We start from the raw sequence: 21,503 nt of genomic DNA, 5'->3' as shown, positions 1-21,503 counted from the left end.
ATAAAAAGAATAGTATGAATTTAACGAATTTTAATACCAGCGAAGAATTTTTTGTAGATATGCAACGCTGCATTGGCTGTAAAGCTTGCGAGATGGCTTGCGCTGAGTGTGAAACCAATGGGCAGCAAACTTTAATCAGTGTAAATTATGTAGATCGCGCGGCAACTATTCAGACTACAGTTCAAGTTTGTATGCATTGCGAAGATCCAGTTTGTGCCAATGTTTGTCCCGCAGACGCTATTTCACAAGATGAATTTGGCGTAGTTCACACGGCAAGCACAGAAAGATGTATTGGTTGTTCAAATTGCGTAATGGCATGTCCGTTTGGCGTACCGAAAAAAGTCGAAGAATACGATTTGATGATGAAATGCACCATGTGTTATGATAGAACTAGCGTAGGGAAAAAACCAATGTGTGCAACAGTTTGCCCTAGCGGTGCTTTGTTTTATGGCACCAGAGAACAAATTGAAGAAATGAGACCAAACAGCACACCAATTAATAATTTCATTTTTGGAAAAGAAAAAGTGAAAACCAAAGTCAATATTATGATGCCAAAAGGCAGTACAGAATTACGAATTTATTAAATGACAAATCATGTCTAAAGAAGATAATTTAAATGAAAACTGGAAAAAAGATTTTCCAATAAAAAAACAAGAATCAACCCAGGTCAGTCGACGCGATTTTGCCAAATTCTTAACTTTTGTTTCTGGAGGCTTAATGGTGGGAACTGGATTTGTGACTGCAAAAGCTTTTTTATTGCCAAAGGAAGAAGTGCAAGGCGAGCATTTTATTTGTAATAAAGAAGATGTTCCTGTTGGAGGAACGAGAGGTTTTGTTTTAGAAGGAAGTACAATTCCGTATATTTTAATTCATTTAGAAAGTGGTGAATTTAGAGCTTACGAACAAAAATGTACGCATCTTTCGTGTTCTGTTTTTTATAAACCAGGAACAGGAATTATACATTGCCCATGTCACGAAGGATCGTTTGATGCCATGACGGGAGATGTAATTGCTGGGCCTCCACCGAGAGCTTTACCACAATTGGAGGTAGTTTTTAAAGAAAATGCTGTTTTTGTAAAAGCATTAATTGAGAAAAAAGAAAGCTAATTTAAATTTTGAATTATGAGCACATTTAGAAGAAGCCAAAACAGAGCGAATCCGAATAAATTGAACAACATACTTTCGACACTTATCTTTATTCTGATTTTAAATGTAAGCATTCAAATTTGGCTTTTGTATGCATCATTAAACAATGCATTAGATAATAATAAAGAGATTTTAATTCCCGCTTTTATAGCTTCTGCGATCTTATTTTTAATTGGGTTTGCTTGGCTTTATTATCTTCCAAAGGGAAATTTCAGAAACAAATAAAATGAAATTCTTAATTTCAAAAAGCTATTTTGGTTTTTTATGAATCTATTTGCATTAATTACGCTAAATTTATATTTTTTAAAGAATTAAGGTTTTTTAATGATTTTAACTAAGTAAAAATACTTATATTTGTAATAAGTATTTTTTGCTTTTAAATATACACCAGCATAATGATTAAAGTTGAAGAAGCCATAGCAATTATTGAAGCGAATAGTACTAAAATGCCAACAAAGAATATTTCGGTACGCAAAGCTTTAGGATATGTTTTAGCGGAAAAAGTGATTTCGCCAATCAATATGCCTCCATTTCGCCAATCAGCGATGGACGGATATGCGTTTACACACAGTATTCGCCATCAATATGATGTTGTTGGAATTTCTCAGGCTGGAGATCATTCAAATATAAAACTGAAAGCAACTGAAGCAATTAGAATATTTACAGGAGCTTATGTTCCAGATGATGCTGATACAGTGGTAATGCAGGAACATGTGATGGCAAATAAAGATTCGATTTTAATTGCTACAATGCCAGAGAAATTGTCAAATGTTCGTCCAAAAGGAGAACAGATTGCTAAAGATGAGGTTGTTTTTGAAGCCAATACTTTGATTACACCTGCAGCAATTGGTTTTTTGGCTTGTCTGGGAATTACAGAAGTTGAGGTTTATAAGAAACCGAAATTAGCGATTTTAGTAACAGGAAATGAACTAGTTCAGGCAGGTGAGAAGCTAAAAAAAGGGAAAATATACGAAAGCAATTCAGTTATGTTAGAAGCAGCGCTTCAAACTATCGGAATTGAAAAAACGAAAGTTTACAGAGTAAAAGATAATCTGAAAGCAACAAAAAAAGCGTTGCAAGGGATTTTAAAAAAATATGATATCGTTCTTATTTCTGGCGGAATTTCAGTTGGAGATTATGATTTTGTAAAAGAAGCATTATTGCAAAACGATGTAAAAGAACTTTTTTATAAAATCAATCAAAAGCCAGGAAAGCCAATGTTTTTTGGATCTAAAAATGAAACTTTAGTCTTTGCGCTTCCGGGAAATCCGGCGTCATCATTGACTAATTTTTATATTTATGTTGCTCCGGCGGTGAAAAACAGAATTGGATATTCGGAAATTCACAAACCGAAAGTAGTTCGAAAATTAAACTCAGAAATAAAAAACAATACTGGAAAAACATTGTTTTTAAAAGCAAAATACGACGAAACAAGCGTAACGGTTTTAGATGGACAAAGTTCTGCAATGCTAAACACATTTGCAGTTGCAAACAGTTTATTAATTGTTCCAGAAGATATTGAAAATTATAAAAAAGGGCAATTGGTAACATTATTGCCAATTGATTAGATTTTAAGAAAATAGAATAAAGCGCTAAGAAAAAAGATTTTAGTTATTAAAGATGAAAAGCAGTATGTAAATAAAAACATATAGCTGAATGACTTGAAACTTTAAACCTGAAACAAACAAATACCAAATGAACCTCCTAAATTCCGAAAATATACTATTATTCAGTTTCGCCTTAATTGTAATTGCATTTTTATATTCAAGCGTTGGGCATGGCGGAGCTTCGGGATATTTAGCATTGATGAGCATTTTTGCTTTCCCGGTTTCGATTATGAAACCATCGGCTTTGCTGTTGAATTTGTTCGTTTCGAGTATTTCGTTTTTGTTCTATTATAAGAATAATTATTTCAAGCCAAAGCTCTTTTATCCGTTTGCGATTGCATCAATTCCAGCAGCGTTTATTGGAGGTTTTATCACTTTAGATAATGCGATTTATAAAATTGTTTTAGGAATTGTATTAGTTTTTGCAGCGTTGAGGTTGTTCGGAGTATTTAACTTTAAAGAAAAAGAAGAAGTAAAAATCAATCTTCCCTTTGCTTTAACAATTGGTTTTGCCATCGGATTATTATCTGGAATGTTAGGAATTGGTGGCGGAATTATTTTAAGTCCGATTCTATTATTTTTAGGATGGGCATCAGTAAAAGAATCAGCAGCGGTTTCGAGTCTATTCATTTTTGTGAATTCAACAGCCGGAATGTTAGGATTCTTTTTAGGAGGAAAAACAATTCCGATGGAAAGTTTTTACTTAGTTCCAATTGCAGTTGTCGGAGGAATGTTAGGAGGTTTTTACGGAAGCGGTTCTTTTTCGAATAGAACATTAAAAATGGTATTAGGAACAGTGATTTTAATGGCAAGTGTTAAATTGATTTTTCCTTGAAAATAAATTGAATTTTAACCGCAAAACACGCAAAGTTTTATAAAAGCGGTTTTGAGAATAGTAAAGCACGCAAAGCTTTGCGAACTTAATTTAAAAGTTAAGTAAAAAAAACTTAGCGCACTTTGCGGTAAAAAAACGCATTTCAACTTTAAACCTGAAATACAAAGACAATGGAAACACTAACAGTATTTATTCTTTGCGGAGGAAAAAGCACCAGAATGCAGTCAGAAAAAGGACTGGTTTTGTTTCAAGATAAGCCATTTATTGAGCACATCATTCAGGCGATTTTACCAATAACGGATCAAATTAAGCTGATTACAGCATCAAAAGAATACGACTATTTGGAATACGAAAAAATTCCAGATTTAATCGTAGATAAAGGCCCATTAGGCGGAATTTACACGGCATTATCGCATTCTGAAACCGAATTCAATCTGATTTTGAGCTGTGATATTCCGTTAATTTCAACCGAATTACTGCAGGAATTAATTTCAAAACATACACAAGAAGCAGGAATTACAGTTTTTGCATCAGAAAGTAAAACACATCCTTTAATAGGGATTTATTCAAAAAGTATTGTCCCAGTTATTAAAGAAGCAATTGATTCGAATGAATTAAAAATGATGGATCTGCTAGCGAAATTACCGCATCAGATTATCAACATAGAAGAAAGCGAGAACTTTCATTTAACCAATATTAATTCGGCTGACGAGTTAAACGACCTGAATATCAATTTAACTTAAAAGACTATGCGAAATTTAAAAACACCAAAATTGACGATTGTAGGCGCAGGTCCAGGCGACGTTGAATTGATTACTATAAAAGCAATTAAAGCTTTAAAAAGTGCCGATGTGGTTTTGTACGATGCTTTAGTAAACGAAGAATTACTAGAATATGCATCAAATGCAGAAATTGTTTTTGTTGGAAAACGTTTAGGCTGTCATGCTTACACACAAGATCAAATTAACGATTTAATTGTTTCGATGGCAAAAACTCACGGACACGTGGTTCGTTTAAAAGGTGGCGATCCGTTTGTTTTTGGAAGAGGAAGCGAAGAAATTGAATTTGCAGAAGATTTCGGAATAGAAACTGCTATTGTTCCTGGAATTTCATCTGCTTTAGGAGTTCCTGCTTCGGTCGGAATTAGTTTGACGCAGCGAAAAGTGGCTGAAAGTTTCTGGGTTATCACAGGAACAACTTCATCTCATGAATTATCGAAAGACGTTCATTTGGCTTCAAAGTCGGCTGCAACTGTGGTTATTTTAATGGGAATGCATAAATTGAATGAAATTATTTCAATCTATCAGGAAAATAGAAATGATGATCTGCCAATTGCTATTATCCAAAACGGAACGAAAAATTCAGAACAAAAGGTAATCGGAACTATCAATACAATTACTAAATTGGTAGCTGAAAAAAATATATCATCGCCGGCAATTATCGTTATTGGCGAAGTTGTTAGAAACACATCAAGTTGGATTTCATATTTTCAGGAGCACTTTGATGACGAATTTATTTTTCAAAATTTAAATTTATAAAAATGATTGAGGTTAAATATTTTGGAGCTGTCGCTGAAAAAACGAAATGTGAATTCGAAAAATTATCTTTTTCAGAAGAATTGTCATTGCAAAAACTATTGAAGGATCTGAACCAAAAATACGAGTTTGAATCATTGACTTTTAGTGTTGCAGTAAATCAGAAAATAGTTTCAAAAGCAGCTGATTACACTTTACAAACTAGCGATATTGTAGCATTATTGCCACCATTTGCTGGCGGATAAAAATAAAATTATGAATGGAGCCGCGAGATATAACAGACAAATCATACTTCCTGAAATTGGAGATGTTGGTCAGTACAAATTATTGAAAGCTAAAGTTTTGGTAATTGGTGCTGGAGGTTTGGGTGTTGCTATTTTACCTTATTTGGCTGCGGCGGGAGTTGGCGAAATCGGAATTGTAGATGATGATTTTATTGAGATTTCGAATCTTCATAGACAAGTAATTTACAAAAGTTCAGCGGTTGGAAAAGGAAAAGCGACTGAAGCAAAAGCAATGATTTCAGAACTGAATCCGCAGATTAAAGTGAATGTTTTTGCGGAGAAATTGTCTGGAAAAAATGCACTTTCCTTATTTGAAAAATACGATATTATTGTTGACGCAACAGACAATATTTCGATTAAATATTTAATCAATGATGCTTGTCTTGTAACCAATAAACCAATGGTTTACGGATCTATTTTTAGATTTCAAGGGCAAGTTTCAGTTTTCAATTATCAAAACGGACCTACTTACAGATGTTTGTATCCAGATGAAAATTCGAATGCAGCAAATTGCGAAGACGCTGGCGTAATAGGAGTTTCGGTCGGAATTATCGGAATGTTTCAGGCCAATGAAGTTCTAAAAATTATTCTCGGAATTGGAGAAGTTTTAAGCGGAAAAATATTGGTTTATAATATTTTAAATAATGAACAGCAGAAATACGATTTTGAAAAGAATTCAAATCTTGAAATAGCAAAAGAAGATTTTGAACGAAAATATAATGCAACTGAAAATCAAATTGAAGAAATAAAAATGGAACTTCTTTTGGATGAAATAGAAAACAATGACGTTCTTTTTTTAGATGTTCGAAATGAAGATGAATTGCCAAAAATCAAATTAAAAAACAGCATTCAAATTCCGTTGATGCATTTAGAAAATGAAATGAAAAAGTTAGATTCAAATAAAACTATTTACGTTTTCTGTCAATCAGGAATTAGAAGCAAAATTGCAGTTGAATTGCTTCAAAAGCATCAATTTAAAAATATTAAAAGTATTGCTGGCGGTGCTTTGGCAATGAAACAATTATTAAAAGAGGATAAATTAAAGTTAAAAATATAATATGAAGTTAAGCAATTCAGTTAGTGGAGCGCTAAGAACATTCAGTTATTTCATGGCAAGTGGGACTCATTATAATTTGAAAGGTATAGATTATATATCTCTTTATGGAGAAGAACCAAGTGCGATTGAACAGGTATTTGCTATCTATGCTAATGTTATTGAAATGGATGAAAATGGAGTGGTTCTTAATGATCAATATGCACAATTGAGAGCAACAGATTATCTAAAACAATATTGTACCTCAAATTTTGTAGTTAATCCGCCTTATGAAGATTGGGAGATAGAATTATATTAAAAAGATTATAGAATTTGCTTTGTCAGGCTGAGCGGAGTCGAAGCCCTAGTCCAATTGGAGCGCCCTTCGACTTCGCTCAGGGTGACAAATGAGGCAAAACAAAAAATCCAAATGATCCTTTTAATCTGTGGCAAAAAAATAAAAATAAATGAGTAAAAATGTATTTGTAGAAGGACCGATTTCTCCAGAATTTATTGCTGAATCGATCGCTAAACATCAATCAAAACATACGATTGGAGCGCATAATATTTTTCTAGGACAAGTCCGCGCCGATGTTATTCACGACAATACCGTCGTAGCAATCGATTATTCGGCGTATACAGACATGGCAAATGAAGCTTTGTATGCAATCCGCGAAAAAGCTTTTGCTAAATTCGATTTAACCTGCATGCACATTTACCATAGTTTAGGCGTTGTAAAAGCAGGCGAAATCTGTCTGTTTGTTTTTGTTTCGGCAACGCGTCGCAAACAAGTTTATGAAGCTACAGAAGCCATTGTAAATTGGATTAAAACTGATGTGCCGATTTTTGGTAAAGAAATGTTTGAAAACGATACATTCACTTGGAAACAAAATACCTAAGAAATTATAATGGTAGATATTACGCATAAAATAAGCACTTTAAGAGTCGCAACAGCAACAGCAATTGTCAAAGTAAGCAAGCAGGAAACTATTGATGCTGTTGTGAATAATCTAGTGCCAAAAGGAAACGTATTTGAAATGGCAAAAACGGCTGGACTGTTTGCGGTAAAAAACACACATTTGTCTATTCCAGATTGTCATCCTCTTCCAATTGAATTTACTTCTGTAGAGTACAATATCGAAGATTTAAATATTCATATTATTTTCAAAGTAAAGACCGTTTACAAAACTGGAGTTGAGGTTGAAGCGATGCACGGCGCATCAATTGTAGCATTGACAATGTACGATATGCTAAAACCAATTGATAAAGAAATCGAAATTTCGACTATCAGATTAATTAATAAAGAAGGCGGAAAATCGTCTTTCAAAAATAAATTCCCGAATGTAATTAAAGCTGCAGTTTTCGTTTGTTCCGATTCGATTTTTGCGGGCGAAAAAGAAGATCGTTCAGGAAAAACAATTGTAGAAAAACTGGATTCATACGGAGTTGAAACGTCTCATTACGAAATCATTCCAGATGAATTAGATATTATTCAGGAAAAAACCAAAGCTTTCGCTAAAGAAAATCAATTGGTAATTTTTACTGGTGGAACAGGTTTGTCTCCAAGAGATGTAACACCAGAAGCTTTAGAACCATTATTGGAAAGCAGAATTCCTGGAATCGAAGAAGCTATTCGCAGTTACGGTCAGCAAAGAATGCCGTACGCGATGCTTTCTAGAAGTGTTGCGGGAACTTTAGGTAAAACTTTGGTTTTGGCTTTGCCAGGTTCAACAAACGGAGTAAGAGAATCGATGGATGCTGTTTTCCCTCATTTGCTGCACGTTTTTCATATTTTAAAAGGAAAAAATCATGACAGCCTCTAACACTATTTTGACGGATGGTTTTGGGCGCAAACATAATTATTTGCGTATTTCGCTGCTGGAAAAATGCAACCTGCGTTGTACGTACTGCATGCCAGCGGATGGAATCGCATTATCTCCAAAAGCTAGTTTAATGACGGCTGATGAGATTTTTGCAATTGCTGAAACTTTCGTAAAAAATGGTGTTGACAAAATAAGATTAACTGGGGGTGAACCTTTGCTAAGAAAAGATTTTCCTGAAATAGTTTCTAAACTGTCAGATTTAAATATTTCACTTTCCATTACCACAAATGGAATTTTAGTTGATCGTCATATTGAGGTATTAAAGCAATTTAATGTCAAAAAAATCAATTTGAGTTTAGATACTTTGGTTTCTTCTAAATTCGCTTCAATAACGCTTAGAAATCAGTTTGAAAAAGTAATTGATAATTTGCATTTGCTTTTGAATAATGATTTTCATGTAAAAGTAAATGTCGTTTTGATGAAAGGTTTTAATGATAACGAAATTGTTGATTTTGTAAAACTGACGCAGTTTCTTCCTATTTCAGTTCGTTTCATCGAATTCATGCCTTTTGCTGGAAATGAGTGGGACAGAAGCAAAATGGTTTCGCAGCAAGAAATTTTATCTCTAGTTGGAACTCAATTTTCTTCAGAAGAAATACTGAAATTAGAAGACGAAAAAAACTTCACTTCGAGAAACTATAAAATAAAAGGTTTTCAAGGCGATTTCGGAATCATCAGTTCGATTACAAATCCGTTTTGTGACAGCTGCAATCGCATCCGCTTGACGGCTGACGGAAAAATAAAAAACTGTCTTTTCTCCAATTCAGAAACTGATTTATTAACTGCTTTTAGAAACGGAGAATCCATTACTGATTTGATTTCAGAATCTATTCAAAATAAAAAGAAAGTAAGAGCAGGAATGGTTACGATGGATGAAATGGACGATCCTAAAAAACATTTTGATAATCGTAGTATGATTGCGATTGGGGGGTAATATTAATTATGAATGGTTAATTGTAAATTGTAAATTGTCAGGCTGAGCGAAGTCGAAGTCTTAACCGCGTAGTTTGTCATTGCGAGGAAAGAAGCATCACACGACTAATTGCAACGTAGCTTTTGTTAGCGTGATTGCTTCGTTCCTCGCAATGACTCACTGGAGTGAATAAAAAAAGGTTCAACTAGTAAAGTCAAACCTTTCTCAGAATACTATTTTTTCTTTTTAGCTTTTGCCTTTTTTTGAGCTTTAGCTTTCTTTTCAAGTTTCTTAGCTTTAGCTTTTTCTTTCGTTTTTTTCGCTTTTTCTTTTTTCTTTTCAGCCGCTTTTAGTTTTGCTTTTTTAGCTTTTTCTAATTTTTTGATAACGGCTTTAATTGCTTTTTCTCTTTTCTTTTCTTTCTCTTTTTTTGCTTTAAGTTTAGCTTTTAGCTTAGATTTTATATCGTTTTTCTCTTTACCAATTTTTTCAACAGTTACAACAGGTTTGTTTTCTGCAGCATCATTGGTTTTAATTTCTACAATTTCAGAAACGATAGGTTCTGTTTTTGCAGATGTTGCTGCAGGTTTTTTCACCGTAGCTCTCGGTGCCGTTTTAGAAGCAGCTCTTACGGGAGTTTTTGCTGCAGGTTTGACAGTGGCAGCAGGCGCTTTAGTGGTCGCTGTTCTTGTAGTTGCCGTTTTTGTAGCGGGTGATTTTGCAGCAGTTCTAGTAGTAGTTCTTCTAATTGTTGTCTTTGTTTCTGGTTGTTTTTCTGTAGTACTTTCTACAGTTGTTTCTGCTGCAACATCGGTGGTTTTTTCAGCAGAAGGTGGTGGTGTTCTTTTTATCATAACTGTATTTTTTATTGAGTAAAATAGATTTTAACTAAGCAGATTAAAGCTTTCGAAGTATAGTGCTTTAATGTAAAATCTTAGTTAAGTTAAATATACGCAATTTTTGAATACAAAATAGTCCGCTTTTTTAGAACCCATTAATTTTCAACTGCTTCCAAGATTCTGAAATTGCTTTTTGGTGCTTCACAAAGTGAACAGCAATAATTTTCAGGTAGATTTTCAAATAAAATACCTTTTGGAACTCCTTGGGTTTCATCTCCGTATTCCGAATTATAAAGCGTTAAACATTCCTGACATTGATAAATGTCTAACTGTGGTTTTTCTTTTTTCTGAGGATTTTCAGTTGTCTCTGAAGTCGAATTTCCGAGTTCATCAAAGTATTTTCGGCTTAACTCAATTAAAATTGTCGGAAGTTCTAGTTTATCAATATCTTGTGAATGCACGATATATTCGCGAGTATTTGGGTCGAAATTCTTGGCGAACAATACATTATAAGTATCCCTGATTTTGATCGATTCTAAAGCTACTGGAAGTTCATTTTTTTCGATGACAATCGAAGTAAAATAATGCCCATCGCGATTGTATTCTGAAATTCCGAAATTCAATCCGTAAGTACTGATATCAAATTGATCTAATGTTCTAACTAGAAAAGTTTTTAAGTTCAAAGCCCATTCCATTGCAACGGGTAAATGCCAGTTTAATTCTAATAGCGAATGGCGAACGTTAATACCTCGTTTTCCAAGGAATTTTTCCCATTCCAGTTTTCGGTCTTTCGGGATTCCTTTGATTATGAAAGATTTCCAAGGCGTGATACAGATCTTTCCAATTTTGCATTCAAAACACAAATCGCACATTTCTTTCAGGAAATCCAAATCGTATAAATTGTTTCTCCAATATAATCCTAGCCAATATTGATCAATTCCCATTCGGTTCATTCCTTCATAATAAGGAAATGGATAAAATGGTATATTTAATGGTTTGTCGATTGTTCGATTATTAGTATCTAAAGCTTCACTTACCAAAGCAAAAAGTGTTTCAATATCAACCGAATCTTCTTCAGATATTTTTTCGATTTCGTAATAAATCTTAGCCAAATCCCAGCTGTAAATCAAAACAGGATAGACTTCCATTTTTTCCCATTTTGGAAGACGAATGTATAAATACCAATAATCTTCATGTTCTGAAGCAATAAAATTCAAATGTCCTGTAAACAAAGGAACCAATTGCTGCTTCGGATCGGTTATGTTGACTTTAAGTTTTGGTTGTTCTTTAAATTCTTCCAAAACATATAAAAAACGGTTTCCAGTAAGCCAGTTTGTGTTTCTAAAAATATCAGTCGAAACATAAGAAGAAACAATATTGTTGCCACTTTTTTGATCTGGATAAACAAAATGATGTTTTCCTAAAGTGGTTTTGTCCAAAGATTTAAATCCTTTCGGAAAAATAATATCCTGTCTAGAACCAAACGAAATCGAATCCAAGCCTTCTTCCAAAGCGATGTTTACAACTTCTCTAAGTTCCCCTGGCGAAATAACGCCTCCTTTTACTATTAATCTTGTTAGTTCCATTTTTTTTCAGTTTTCAGTCTCAGTTTTCAGTCTCAGTCTTGGTCACGGTTTTCGGTCACAGCATAAACTGAAAACTGCGACTGCGACTGAAAACTATTTACACTTCGCCAATATCTCCTTTACCTCCGTTTTGCAGCTTCCGCATCCTAAACCTGCTCCTGTGTTTTTGCATAAATCAGTAAAATCGCTTACACCGCTTTTAATCGTTTCTTCAATGTTTCCAGCTCCGACTTGGCTGCAGGAACAAACCAATTTTCCTAAAACTGGTTTTGCGTTTGAGCTTCCTCTCAACAGTGTATTTCGTTTGTCTGATAATTCGATTTTGCTTTCGATCATCGTTTTGAATTCGGCAAACTCATTTTTATCGCCCATTAAAATGGCTCCAACCAAAAGATCGTCTTTTACGATACACTTTTTGTAATAGCGTTTTTTCAAATCGGTAAAAACAATTTCTTCGTATGAATCGTCATTTTCTGGAATTGTAAGATCGCCAATACTGCAAAGATTAATGTCTTCTAATTTTAGAATATTCATTAAAATCGAGCCTTTGTAATAACTGCTAATATCGCCCGCAAGGAAATTAGCCAGAATATCAGCTTGTTCTTCAGCGGCAGAAGTGATTCCGAATAACTTGTTATCGAATTCTGCTATTTCTCCAATGGCAAAAATATCAGGATTTGAAGTCTGTAAATACTGATTTACCTTTACACCGCGTCCGCAGGCTAAACCGCTTTCGCGAGCAATTTCGATATTCGGAATAGTTCCAATTGTATACACAATCGCATTTGCCATTATAATTTTTCCACTTTTTAAAGCAATTTCGATTTCATTCGGATTATCGGTTTCAAAAACGGTGCTGACTTCATTATCAAAATAAATCTGAATATCACGAAGCTGTACTTCTTCAGCCAATAATTTACTTGAAATTCGGTCTAACTGACGCTCCATCAAACGAGAAGCACGCTGAACAATCGTAGTTTTTACTTTTTTATGCTTTAAAGCTGCAGCCAATTCTAAACCTAATAATCCACCGCCGATAATGACAACGTGCTGTTCTTCTGGCGGAAGATTAGTATTGTCTAAGTGTTTTTTCAAACGATCCGCATCTTCTTTTCTTCTAACGGTGAAACGCCCAGGAAGATGAAGCTGTGCATTTTCTGGAACGAAAGGGCGGCTTCCTGTTGCCATAATCAACGAATCGAAAGTGTGAATTTCGCCTTGACTGTCAACAATTGTTTTTTGTTTTGGATCTAATTTTTCAATTGCCACTCCAGCTTTCATGGTAATTTTCAACTTACTGAAAGCTTCGCCATCTTTAACTTTTAAAAGTTGTTCCCAAGTAAATTCTCCCGTCATATATTCGGGAAGTAAAACACGATTGTAAAACGGATTTACTTCATTCGAAAAAACAATAATTTCATCGGTTGAATTGAATTCACGATAGTTTTGAATGAATCGGAAAGAAGCAGCACCCGCGCCAACAATGGCAATTTTCTGGAATGGTTTTACGTATTTTTTAATCGAAACGGTTGTGAACTTAAAATCAGGTTCTTTTGAAATTGGATCGACAACAGTATTCGTTAAATTATTCGTTCTGTTTAAATCATTTTCAAGTTGTTTTCCCCAGTGCATTGGCAAGAAAACGACTTTTTCTTTGATCGAATCTGTAACTTTTGCTTTAACACGAACTTCTCCATTTTTGCTTGAAACCACCACAATATCACCATTTTTGATATCGTTTTTAAAAGCATCAATCGGGTTAATTTCTAAAACTGGACTTGGAATATGCGTTAACAAACGAGAGACTTTTCCAGTCTTTGTCATCGTATGCCATTGATCACGAATTCTTCCAGTTGTCAAAATAAAAGGGAATTCGTCGTTTGGCTGAACCGATGTATTTTCGATAGAAACGGGAAGATTAAAAATCGCTTTTCCAGAAGGCGTATAGAATTTTTTATCCGTAAATAATCTTGGAGTTCCTGGGTGATTATAATCAGGAACTGGCCACTGAAAAGTACCTTCAGTTTTTAAACGATTATAATTTAAGAACGAAATATCAATATTAGTGTTTTTGGTAAGCGCACAATGTTCTTTGTAAATTTCTTCGGCACTATTAAAATTGAATCCGTTGAAATTCATTTTTTTCGCAAAGCGAATTAAGATTTCAATATCTGGAAGTGCTTCTCCAGGCGCATTGATTCCTTTTGGCAGATAAGAAATACGACGCTCTGAATTGGTCATCGTTCCTTCTTTTTCTAACCAACCCGCAGCAGGCAATAATAAATCGGCAAATTTGGCTGTATCGGAATTATGCGAAATATCTTGAACAACTACGAATTTTGCGTTTTGAAGCGCTTTTTCGGCTCTTCTAGAATCGGGTAGACTAACTAAAGGATTCGTACAAATAATCCAAACAGCTTTCATTTTTCCAGATTCTAAGGCTTCAAACATTTCTGTTGCCGTTAAACCTGGTTTATCTGAAATTTCGTCAACGCCCCAAAAATCAGCAACTTCTTTACGATGTGTTGGATTGGCAATGTCTTTATGCGCTGCCAAAAGTGTTGCCATTCCGCCAACTTCGCGTCCGCCCATAGCGTTAGGCTGACCCGTTAATGAAAAAGGTCCAGAACCTGGTTTTCCAACTTGTCCAGTTAATAAAGATAAATTCAGTAATGCTGTATTTTTATCAACGCCAACAGCACTTTGATTTAATCCCATTGCCCAAAGCGAAATAAAACCTTTAGCTTTCCCGATAATATCGGCGGCAAGCTTAATATCATTTACAGAAATTCCGCAAAGTTTAGAAGCTTTTTCAAGAGATGTACCTAAAACTAAGTCTTTATATTGTTTGAAATTTTCCGCGTGATTTTTAACGAAATCATGATCGACATAACCTTTTTCGATAATACGTCTGGCAATGGCATGATATAAAATAATATCTGAACCTGGAATAATCTGCAAATGTAAATCAGCAAAAGCCGCAGTATCTGTTCGTCTTGGATCGATACAAATTATTTTTGTTTTCGGATTTTTCTCTTTGTGTTTCTCTAATCTTCTGAAAAGAATAGGGTGGCACCAAGCAGGATTTGCGCCTGTAATTAAAAAAGTGTCCGCCAATTCAATATCATCATAAGCAATTGGCACAGAATCTTCCCCAAAAGTTTTTTTATAACCCACAACCGCAGAACTCATACAAAGTCTGGAATTGGTATCTATATTATTGGTTTTCAGAAAACCTTTTACGAGTTTGTTTACCAGATAGTATTCCTCTGTTAAACATTGTCCAGAAATATAAAATCCAACGCTATCTGGTCCATGTTTTTTTATGATAGAAGAAAAAACAGCAGCGGCGCGGTCAAGAGCCGTATCCCAACTAACGCGTTCTAATGGATAATTTTTGCTTCCGCGCATTTCTGGATATAAAATTCTGTCTGAAGTATCATTTACTACGTAATGTAGGTTCATTCCTTTAGAACACAGCATTCCTTTGTTTACAGGATGATCTTTATCGCCTTCGACCATTACGCCATTTTTAGCATCGTTGGTCACGATTATGCCGCAGCCAACGCCGCAGTAGGAACAGGTAGTTTTGATCTTCGTAGTTTGCATTGGAGTTCTATTTAGAGATACTACTTTTATTGAATGTTCTGACTTTAGATAAGTACTTATGCAAAAATAAGTACTTTTTAAGTATTAATACTTAATTTTTGAATTTATTTTTTTATTTTTGATGAAAATAAATGATAAACAACAAATTAGTTTTTAATCTGCTAAAAATTAGAACTCATGAAAGAAGAGCAAACTGTATGTTATTCCTGTACAAATGAGAATTGTTTTATCAAGAAACACCTGCATTTAGAGCAGATGACGAATTATATTTCTAAAAAACAGAATATAATCTGTAAAAAATCGGATCAATTTATTACGGAAGGTGCGCCTTTGCAAGGACTTTATTTTATTTGCAAGGGAAAAGCCAAAACGGTAAAAACAGGAATTAACGGCCGTGAACAAATCGTTCGTTTAACCACAAACGGAGATATTATTGGTTTCCGTGGATTTGGAACGAGCAAACGCTATTTAATTGGGGCTTATGCGCTGGAAGATACTGTTTTGTGTAATTTTAGCAACGAAATCATGCAGGAAATTTTACAGCACGTTCCTGAATTTACATATGCTTTAATGTTATTTTATGCTGAAGAATTGAATAAAAGCGAAAACAATATTCGCAAGATTGCGCACATGAATGTTCGTGAACGTGTAATTGATTTGCTGCTTTATATTCATCGCAAATTCGGACAGACAAATGGTTTGATTGATATTGAGCTTTCGCGAAAAGAAATTGCTGATTTTGCAGGAACTACTGAAGAACAGGCGATTCGTATTTTATCAAGTCTTAAAAAAGAATCGTTGATTAAAACGGAAGGGAAACGTGTTGGGATTTTAGAAGTTTCAGAGTTAAGATCTGAAATTATGGAGCATAAGTATTTTTAAGGTTCTTAGTTGCTAAGATTCTAAGATGCTAAGGTTTTTTACAATAGTGTGTTAATGACTTATTGCGGGGTTTATTTGGGACGCTTAAGTTTTACAGGGTTTTGTTTTATCAAAACAAGACAATTTTTAATTTCATCACTTGTATTTTTCTAAAAGCTGAGAAGTCGTTTTATATCTTCCATTTTTAAAATCATCTTCAGATTGATCTATTCTACTACTAAATTCTTCGATAGACATTGGATTTAAAAAATCATTATCATCAGCAATGTCTTTGTTTTTTAATAAATTTTCGAGCTGAGATATTAATTCCTGGCTTTGAATTTTTAAAAACTCTTGTACAAATTCTATTTTTCTAGTTTTTAAATCCATGACATTGAATATTTTTTCAAATTTACGAATTTCTTCCAAGGGAATATTTTTTGTAGAGACGCATTGCAGTGCGTCTTTAGCGCATGTGTCTCTACGTCGAATATAATTTATTTTTTTCTTCCCACAAATCGAATTACAGAACCCATTCCGTTATGGAATAAGCCTTCGTTTAGTTCAATTTCTTTTTCTTCTAATTCAATGATTTCATAATTAGGGAAATCTGCTTTTATTTCTTCTATTGAAAATAAAGATTCGATGTCTTTTGGTCCGCCGACTTTTTCATTTTTGGTAACGTATTCTAAATGTTTTTTACTGAAAGCTTCAAAAATTATAATACCATCTTTTCGTAAAAGTTGATTCAGCTGTTTGTGAATCTCCGATTTTATCGCAGCTGGAAAATGTGCATAAATTAAAGCAATCGCATCAAATTGTTGTTCTTGAAAATCTAAAGTTTCTAATTCGCCAACTTGATAATCAATTGAAACATCATTTGCTTCTGCAAGTTTTAAAGCTTTATTTCTGCCTTCTTCACTAATATCAAAAGCCGAAACGCTCCAGCCTAATTTTGCTGCGAAAATGGCATTTCTTCCTTCACCTTCAGCAGGAAAAAGAATCGTCCCAGTTTTTAGTTTTTCAATTTGTTCTTTAAGGTAATTGTTGGGTTCTTCGCCGTATGCGAATTCTTCGGTTTTATAACGGTCGTCCCAACGCTGAGTCCAGTTGTTCATGGTTTATATATTGAATTTAATTATTAAAGGTTTGTGGTCGCTATGCATTGTCCAATCTTGATAACTTCCGATTTCTACATTTTCTAAAGCCTCGATAAAATCATTTGAAGCAAAACAATAATCAAGATGATAAGGTTTGTTTTCATGACGATAGAGATACCAAGTAGGATGCTCTTCTTTGCCTTGAATTTGATTGAAGTATTTATGATAGGTGCTGAAAATATTCTTTTTAGCCAATTGATTTACTACTGTTGTATGATTTCCTTCTCTTCGTGGTTTGTCCCAAATGGCATTGCTATTAAAATCTCCAATTAAAATGGTTTTAGTTTCTTTGATCAAATCTTCATAATAATTAATCGCTTTCCAAATTTGAGTTACATAAGCACCATCTTTATCTGTCGGATTATTTGCCCAAATAGCAAATAGGGTGAAGTCAACTTTTCCACCAGTTACAGCAATTGGAAGTATATTTTTAAAATCAGGATTATGGCAATCTAAAAGCCGAAATCGATGATCGCCATAAGAAAAAACGCCAATTCCTTTATTCAGATTCGCGCCGTACCAAAGAATATCTGAAGGTAATTTTGTGCCATCTGGAAATTTGAGTTTTTCAGGACTTTCACACTCAGAAATTACAGCAATATCAGGATTGAAAGCTTGAATATATTGAGCTTTTTTTCTGAATGCCATATTGCAATTCCAAGCGATGAGTTTCATTTTAAATATAATTAGATTTAAAATTTAATCCAAATATACCCAAATAAAACTCAAAAAAATACCCTTTTCCAAAACTGAAAAAGGGTAAGTCATAATATATTTTAAGTAATGTTTTATGAGATTAACCAACAAGTCTTGTTAAGCCACTATCAACATCAATTTCTGCAAAATGATGTTTTCCCATCACGATAAGTAATTTGTCTGTATTATATCCAATATATCTTATTTCAGGATTTCCATTTTTAGGTTTTCCACAAACAGAAATGACATTGGTTTGCCATTTCAATTTCTTCCTTTTGTAGGCAGATATTGTTTGTAAATCATTTTCAACATAGTAAACAATGTTGTTTTTCTTAATGCCTCTTTTTTGCGTTTTAGCAAAATTTATTTCTGAGCCTTTTGAAATCAAGGCATCATTAAATTTTTGGGCAATACCAGTTTGGGTAACCAAAAAGGTTAACATAGATAATTTTAGAAATGGTTTCATTAGGATAGAATTTGGGGTTCTTAATCGATTCAAATATAGATAATTAATTCATTATAAAGTATTTTTATATGACAAAAAAAATACCCTTTTCCGAAATAGGAAAAGGGTAAAATTTATAAGTTAATTTTGAAGAAAAATTATTTTTTCCAGCTAAAAATTCTTGGATTCACAGAAATCATTAACCAAGCCCAATTGTTGGTATGGTTTGCGTCTCCGTTTTTAATAAATTCTAAAGTACTAGAACCAAACATTTGAGAGTAACCTCCTGTTACTGTAATGTCTTTTTTGAAATTGTATCCAAAAGTTGCATCAACCTCAGTTCCTAAATAAGAATCCATTTTTTCGTTAAGAGGAACATTCACTACATCAGCAGCAGATAAGAATACGTGCGGAATCAAAGCAAATTGCCATTTGTTTACATTGTAATTCAATTTTAAGAAAGCGTCTTGCAAACCAACATTGTTTAAGTGATTTCCAACATAAAAATAATCCATGTAACCGTTGAATCCGTGATTGGTTCCAAAAATAGGGTTGAACGATTTGATTACTGTACTTCCATCATTTGAAGCTTTTCCTGATAAAAATTCATAACCTAAACCAGCTTTAAAAGCTTCCGTTATTTGATATCCGAAATTTGCTGCGGCATTCCAAGCGCTTACTTCTTGATTAGCACTTTTTCCAGTCTGGCCATAGAACCAGAAATTCGTATCAATTTTATTTTTTTTGTAAGTTACATATGTACCGAAAGTCTGTTTATAGTCAACTTTTAAATCTTTCGTTGGATCAGTAGTATTAGTAGAATATTCGTAACCAGTATTTAGAAATAATAAACTTGCCCCTAAGTCAGTGCTAAATTGGTTATGGTACCAAGCGTATTGCATTGCTTTATAATTGGCAACTGTATATGGTGTTTGAAAAACATTTTCGGCAGTTGAATTATAAGCACCTCCAAAATCTAATTTTTGAGTTTCGTCATGATAAGAAACCGTTAAGGCATCATGACTTTGTGCTTGTTGAGCCCAATCCATTTCACCTAAAATACGCTGATTATCATAAGAAAGTACTTGACGCCCCATTCTTGCGCTCCATTTTTCAGTGAAATTATATTGTGCCCAAGCCTCAAAAACAGCAACTCCATTTGCATCTTTTGTTGTTGCAGGAGCAACATCTCCCCATGTTCTTGTGTTTTGAAAAGTTAATTTCACAATTAAATCTTCTTGTTTGAAATTAATATTTAAACGAGAACGCTGAGAAATTTGCGAGGTTCCTTTTTGTCCTTCAGGAAGAAGGGTTTTGTAACCGTTACGATATTCAAAACGTGGTCTAATTTGAAGATTAACATCTAATTCCTGTGCTTGGATTTCGAAACTTAATCCTACGATAAGTATTAAAATTAGTTTAAGTTTTTTCATAAAATTCTTGTGTTTTTATCGGAGGTAAATTTATAAGAAAATGCCGTCGTATACTATGATCACGGTCATATTTCTAATTTTTTTTTAATCTAAGTCTAATATGCAGGCTCTAATTTTGCTTTACTTACTTTAACTTCTTTTTTCTTAGATAGTTGTGTAATAGTGTAATGCATCCAAACTAAGCAGACAGTTGAAAAGATTAAAATAAAAATCCATGAACTTGACCAGATTCCGGTTGCAGTTAATAAATATCCGAATATAATTGGTCCAAAGAATCCTCCTAAACCGCCAATCATTCCGACCATTCCGCCAACAACACCAACTTCATTTGGAAAGTATTCGGGAATATGTTTGTAAACCGCAGCTTTCCCGATTCCCCAAGAAATTCCGATTAGAATTACTAAAACCAGAAACACCCACATATTGGCATCAAACTTAATAACTGTAACACCTTTGGCGATCAATTCTTTTTTGGCTACGCTTTGATTGTGTGCTACAACCACATCCTGCCAGCTTGTAGAAGTTGGAAAAATAGCGTTTTCATTTGTATTGGCAGTTTTTTGCGTAATTGGATATTCTTTATCTCCAATTTTCACGGTTTTGTCATTGATTTCGTTTACGACACCTTTTTTAGCAGCTAAGATTCCTGGGCCAGAAGTCGTAATTTCCATTTTTGGGATTGATAATAAAGCACTTAAAATTACTGAAGAACTCAAAACCCAATACATTACTTTTCTCGCTCCAAATTTATCAGACAAATAACCTCCAAAAGCTCTAATAACACCAGAAGGTAAACTAAACATAGTGGCAAATAAACCTCCCATAACTAAACTTGTTTGGTAGACGTTCATGAAATTTGGCAGTAGCCATTGAGAATAAGCTACAAAACATCCGAAAACTAAGAAGTAATAAGCTCCAAAACGCCAAACTCTTTCTGATTTTAAAGGTGTAAGCATTTGTGAAATGGTTTTGCCATTGCTTTCTAATTTTTTGTTTTGAGCGAAAATTAAAAAGGCAACTCCAATTACGACTAATGAAATAGCGTAAATAACAGGAAGAATTTTCCAGCCATTTTGCGGATCATCAATTGAAAAATGGTTTAGTAATGAAGGGGCTAAAAAGGTTGTGATAGCTGCGCCGGCATTTCCCATTCCGAAGATTCCCAAAGCGCGTCCTTGCCATTCTTTTGGGTACCAGATTGAGGTATAACCAATTCCAACAGCAAAACTAGTTCCGACCATTCCAAATAAAAAGCTCAATAAAGCAAACATGGCGAAACTGTCAGCGTAGGGAAGAAGGAACAAAGGAATTGAACAGAGTAACAATAAAAGTGAAAAAACATATTTTCCGCCAAATTTATCCGTCAAGATCCCGATTGGAAGACGCATGATTGATCCAGTTAAAATTGGAATACCTAAAAGCCATCCGACTTGAATAACGTCCCAATGGAAAATTCCATTATCAACTAAAAAGGTTACTAAAACCCCGTTTAATGTCCAGCAGGCAAAACACACTGTAAATGCTAATGTGTTCAAAAATAAAATTTTGTGTGATTGCGATAGTGAGTTTGTATTTTTCATAGTACTTATTATTTTTTGTAAAAGTAAGTACTACAACTTAGTTAAAACCTGCTAAAAC

General features: G+C 34.0%; 23 protein-coding genes. 14 read left to right on the top strand and 9 right to left on the bottom strand.

What is annotated here, in order from left to right; genetic code table 11:
- The first annotated feature begins 14 nt into the window (after window positions 1-14).
- From DM444_RS08040 to moaA, 13 genes are all read left to right on the top strand, one after another.
- Window positions 15-584 (top strand): 4Fe-4S dicluster domain-containing protein, encoded by a 570-nt coding sequence (locus DM444_RS08040; protein ID WP_111285404.1) that lies wholly within the window; start codon window positions 15-17, stop codon window positions 582-584.
- A gap of 10 nt (window positions 585-594) precedes the next feature.
- Complete coding sequence (locus DM444_RS08035) at window positions 595-1,107, top strand: QcrA and Rieske domain-containing protein (protein WP_111285402.1); 513 nt, start codon at window positions 595-597, stop codon at window positions 1,105-1,107.
- A gap of 15 nt (window positions 1,108-1,122) precedes the next feature.
- Window positions 1,123-1,371 carry a DUF6755 family protein gene (locus tag DM444_RS08030; protein ID WP_089059585.1) on the top strand — a complete coding sequence of 83 codons (249 nt, stop codon included), beginning with the start codon at window positions 1,123-1,125 and terminating at the stop codon, window positions 1,369-1,371.
- A 170-nt stretch (window positions 1,372-1,541) separates the two neighbouring features.
- Window positions 1,542-2,714 carry a molybdopterin molybdotransferase MoeA gene (locus DM444_RS08025; protein WP_111285400.1) on the top strand — a complete coding sequence of 391 codons (1,173 nt, stop codon included), beginning with the start codon at window positions 1,542-1,544 and terminating at the stop codon, window positions 2,712-2,714.
- Between the two features lie 127 nt (window positions 2,715-2,841).
- Window positions 2,842-3,588: a sulfite exporter TauE/SafE family protein gene (locus DM444_RS08020; RefSeq protein WP_111285398.1), complete on the top strand. Its 747-nt coding sequence runs from the start codon at window positions 2,842-2,844 to the stop codon at window positions 3,586-3,588.
- Window positions 3,589-3,758: 170 nt separating this feature from the next.
- On the top strand, window positions 3,759-4,331 hold the full coding sequence (locus tag DM444_RS08015; protein ID WP_111285396.1) for a molybdenum cofactor guanylyltransferase: 573 nt from the start codon (window positions 3,759-3,761) through the stop codon (window positions 4,329-4,331).
- 6 nt (window positions 4,332-4,337) lie between these two features.
- Window positions 4,338-5,126 carry a uroporphyrinogen-III C-methyltransferase gene (gene cobA / locus DM444_RS08010; protein ID WP_111285394.1) on the top strand — a complete coding sequence of 263 codons (789 nt, stop codon included), beginning with the start codon at window positions 4,338-4,340 and terminating at the stop codon, window positions 5,124-5,126.
- 2 nt (window positions 5,127-5,128) lie between these two features.
- Entirely contained in the window at window positions 5,129-5,368 is a 240-nt protein-coding gene (locus DM444_RS08005; RefSeq protein WP_111285392.1) for a MoaD/ThiS family protein, read from the top strand.
- A 10-nt stretch (window positions 5,369-5,378) separates the two neighbouring features.
- Window positions 5,379-6,464 carry a HesA/MoeB/ThiF family protein gene (gene moeB / locus DM444_RS08000; RefSeq protein ID WP_111285391.1) on the top strand — a complete coding sequence of 362 codons (1,086 nt, stop codon included), beginning with the start codon at window positions 5,379-5,381 and terminating at the stop codon, window positions 6,462-6,464.
- A 1-nt stretch (window position 6,465) separates the two neighbouring features.
- Window positions 6,466-6,759 (top strand): DUF7677 family protein, encoded by a 294-nt coding sequence (locus DM444_RS07995; protein ID WP_111285389.1) that lies wholly within the window; start codon window positions 6,466-6,468, stop codon window positions 6,757-6,759.
- 148 nt (window positions 6,760-6,907) lie between these two features.
- Window positions 6,908-7,339, top strand: a complete 432-nt coding sequence (locus DM444_RS07990) for a molybdenum cofactor biosynthesis protein MoaE (protein ID WP_111285387.1) — start codon at window positions 6,908-6,910, stop codon at window positions 7,337-7,339.
- Window positions 7,340-7,348: 9 nt separating this feature from the next.
- The gene (moaCB, locus tag DM444_RS07985; RefSeq protein WP_111285385.1) at window positions 7,349-8,263 is read left to right on the top strand and encodes a bifunctional molybdenum cofactor biosynthesis protein MoaC/MoaB; all 915 of its coding nucleotides are present in this window, start codon (window positions 7,349-7,351) and stop codon (window positions 8,261-8,263) included.
- Entirely contained in the window at window positions 8,250-9,257 is a 1,008-nt protein-coding gene (gene moaA, locus DM444_RS07980; RefSeq protein WP_111285383.1) for a GTP 3',8-cyclase MoaA, read from the top strand. The genes moaCB and moaA overlap by 14 nt, the downstream gene beginning before the upstream one ends.
- A gap of 212 nt (window positions 9,258-9,469) precedes the next feature.
- On the opposite strand, the gene DM444_RS23595 is transcribed toward moaA, so the two are convergent.
- The 3 genes from DM444_RS23595 to DM444_RS07965 all read right to left on the bottom strand — a co-directional run bounded on the left by DM444_RS23595 (window position 9,470) and on the right by DM444_RS07965 (window position 15,270).
- Window positions 9,470-10,090 (bottom strand): hypothetical protein, encoded by a 621-nt coding sequence (locus DM444_RS23595; RefSeq protein WP_162614939.1) that lies wholly within the window; start codon window positions 10,088-10,090, stop codon window positions 9,470-9,472.
- Between the two features lie 140 nt (window positions 10,091-10,230).
- Window positions 10,231-11,661 carry a rubredoxin gene (locus DM444_RS07970; RefSeq protein WP_111285379.1) on the bottom strand — a complete coding sequence of 477 codons (1,431 nt, stop codon included), beginning with the start codon at window positions 11,659-11,661 and terminating at the stop codon, window positions 10,231-10,233.
- A 93-nt stretch (window positions 11,662-11,754) separates the two neighbouring features.
- The gene (locus tag DM444_RS07965) at window positions 11,755-15,270 is read right to left on the bottom strand and encodes a nitrate reductase (RefSeq protein WP_111285377.1); all 3,516 of its coding nucleotides are present in this window, start codon (window positions 15,268-15,270) and stop codon (window positions 11,755-11,757) included.
- Between the two features lie 177 nt (window positions 15,271-15,447).
- On the opposite strand from DM444_RS07965, the gene DM444_RS07960 reads away from it, so the two are divergent.
- Window positions 15,448-16,152 carry a Crp/Fnr family transcriptional regulator gene (locus tag DM444_RS07960; protein ID WP_111285375.1) on the top strand — a complete coding sequence of 235 codons (705 nt, stop codon included), beginning with the start codon at window positions 15,448-15,450 and terminating at the stop codon, window positions 16,150-16,152.
- 135 nt (window positions 16,153-16,287) lie between these two features.
- Here DM444_RS07960 and DM444_RS07955 read toward each other — a convergent pair whose 3' ends face one another.
- The 6 genes from DM444_RS07955 to DM444_RS07930 form a co-directional block, all read right to left on the bottom strand.
- Complete coding sequence (locus DM444_RS07955) at window positions 16,288-16,560, bottom strand: hypothetical protein (protein ID WP_239455618.1); 273 nt, start codon at window positions 16,558-16,560, stop codon at window positions 16,288-16,290.
- A gap of 68 nt (window positions 16,561-16,628) precedes the next feature.
- Window positions 16,629-17,249, bottom strand: a complete 621-nt coding sequence (locus tag DM444_RS07950; RefSeq protein ID WP_111285371.1) for a class I SAM-dependent methyltransferase — start codon at window positions 17,247-17,249, stop codon at window positions 16,629-16,631.
- 3 nt (window positions 17,250-17,252) lie between these two features.
- On the bottom strand, window positions 17,253-17,966 hold the full coding sequence (locus DM444_RS07945; protein WP_111285370.1) for an exonuclease/endonuclease/phosphatase family protein: 714 nt from the start codon (window positions 17,964-17,966) through the stop codon (window positions 17,253-17,255).
- A 121-nt stretch (window positions 17,967-18,087) separates the two neighbouring features.
- On the bottom strand, window positions 18,088-18,453 hold the full coding sequence (locus DM444_RS07940; protein ID WP_111285368.1) for a hypothetical protein: 366 nt from the start codon (window positions 18,451-18,453) through the stop codon (window positions 18,088-18,090).
- 137 nt (window positions 18,454-18,590) lie between these two features.
- Window positions 18,591-19,865 carry an alginate export family protein gene (locus DM444_RS07935; RefSeq protein WP_111285366.1) on the bottom strand — a complete coding sequence of 425 codons (1,275 nt, stop codon included), beginning with the start codon at window positions 19,863-19,865 and terminating at the stop codon, window positions 18,591-18,593.
- A 95-nt stretch (window positions 19,866-19,960) separates the two neighbouring features.
- Window positions 19,961-21,445 (bottom strand): MFS transporter, encoded by a 1,485-nt coding sequence (locus DM444_RS07930; protein ID WP_111285364.1) that lies wholly within the window; start codon window positions 21,443-21,445, stop codon window positions 19,961-19,963.
- Window positions 21,446-21,503: the final 58 nt, after the last annotated feature.

This window comes from Flavobacterium ginsenosidimutans (genome assembly GCF_003254625.1).
Taxonomy (GTDB): Bacteria; Bacteroidota; Bacteroidia; order Flavobacteriales; family Flavobacteriaceae; genus Flavobacterium; species Flavobacterium ginsenosidimutans.
The sequence above is the reverse complement of the archived record's forward strand: the minus strand, read 5'-3'. Positions and strand labels throughout refer to the sequence as shown.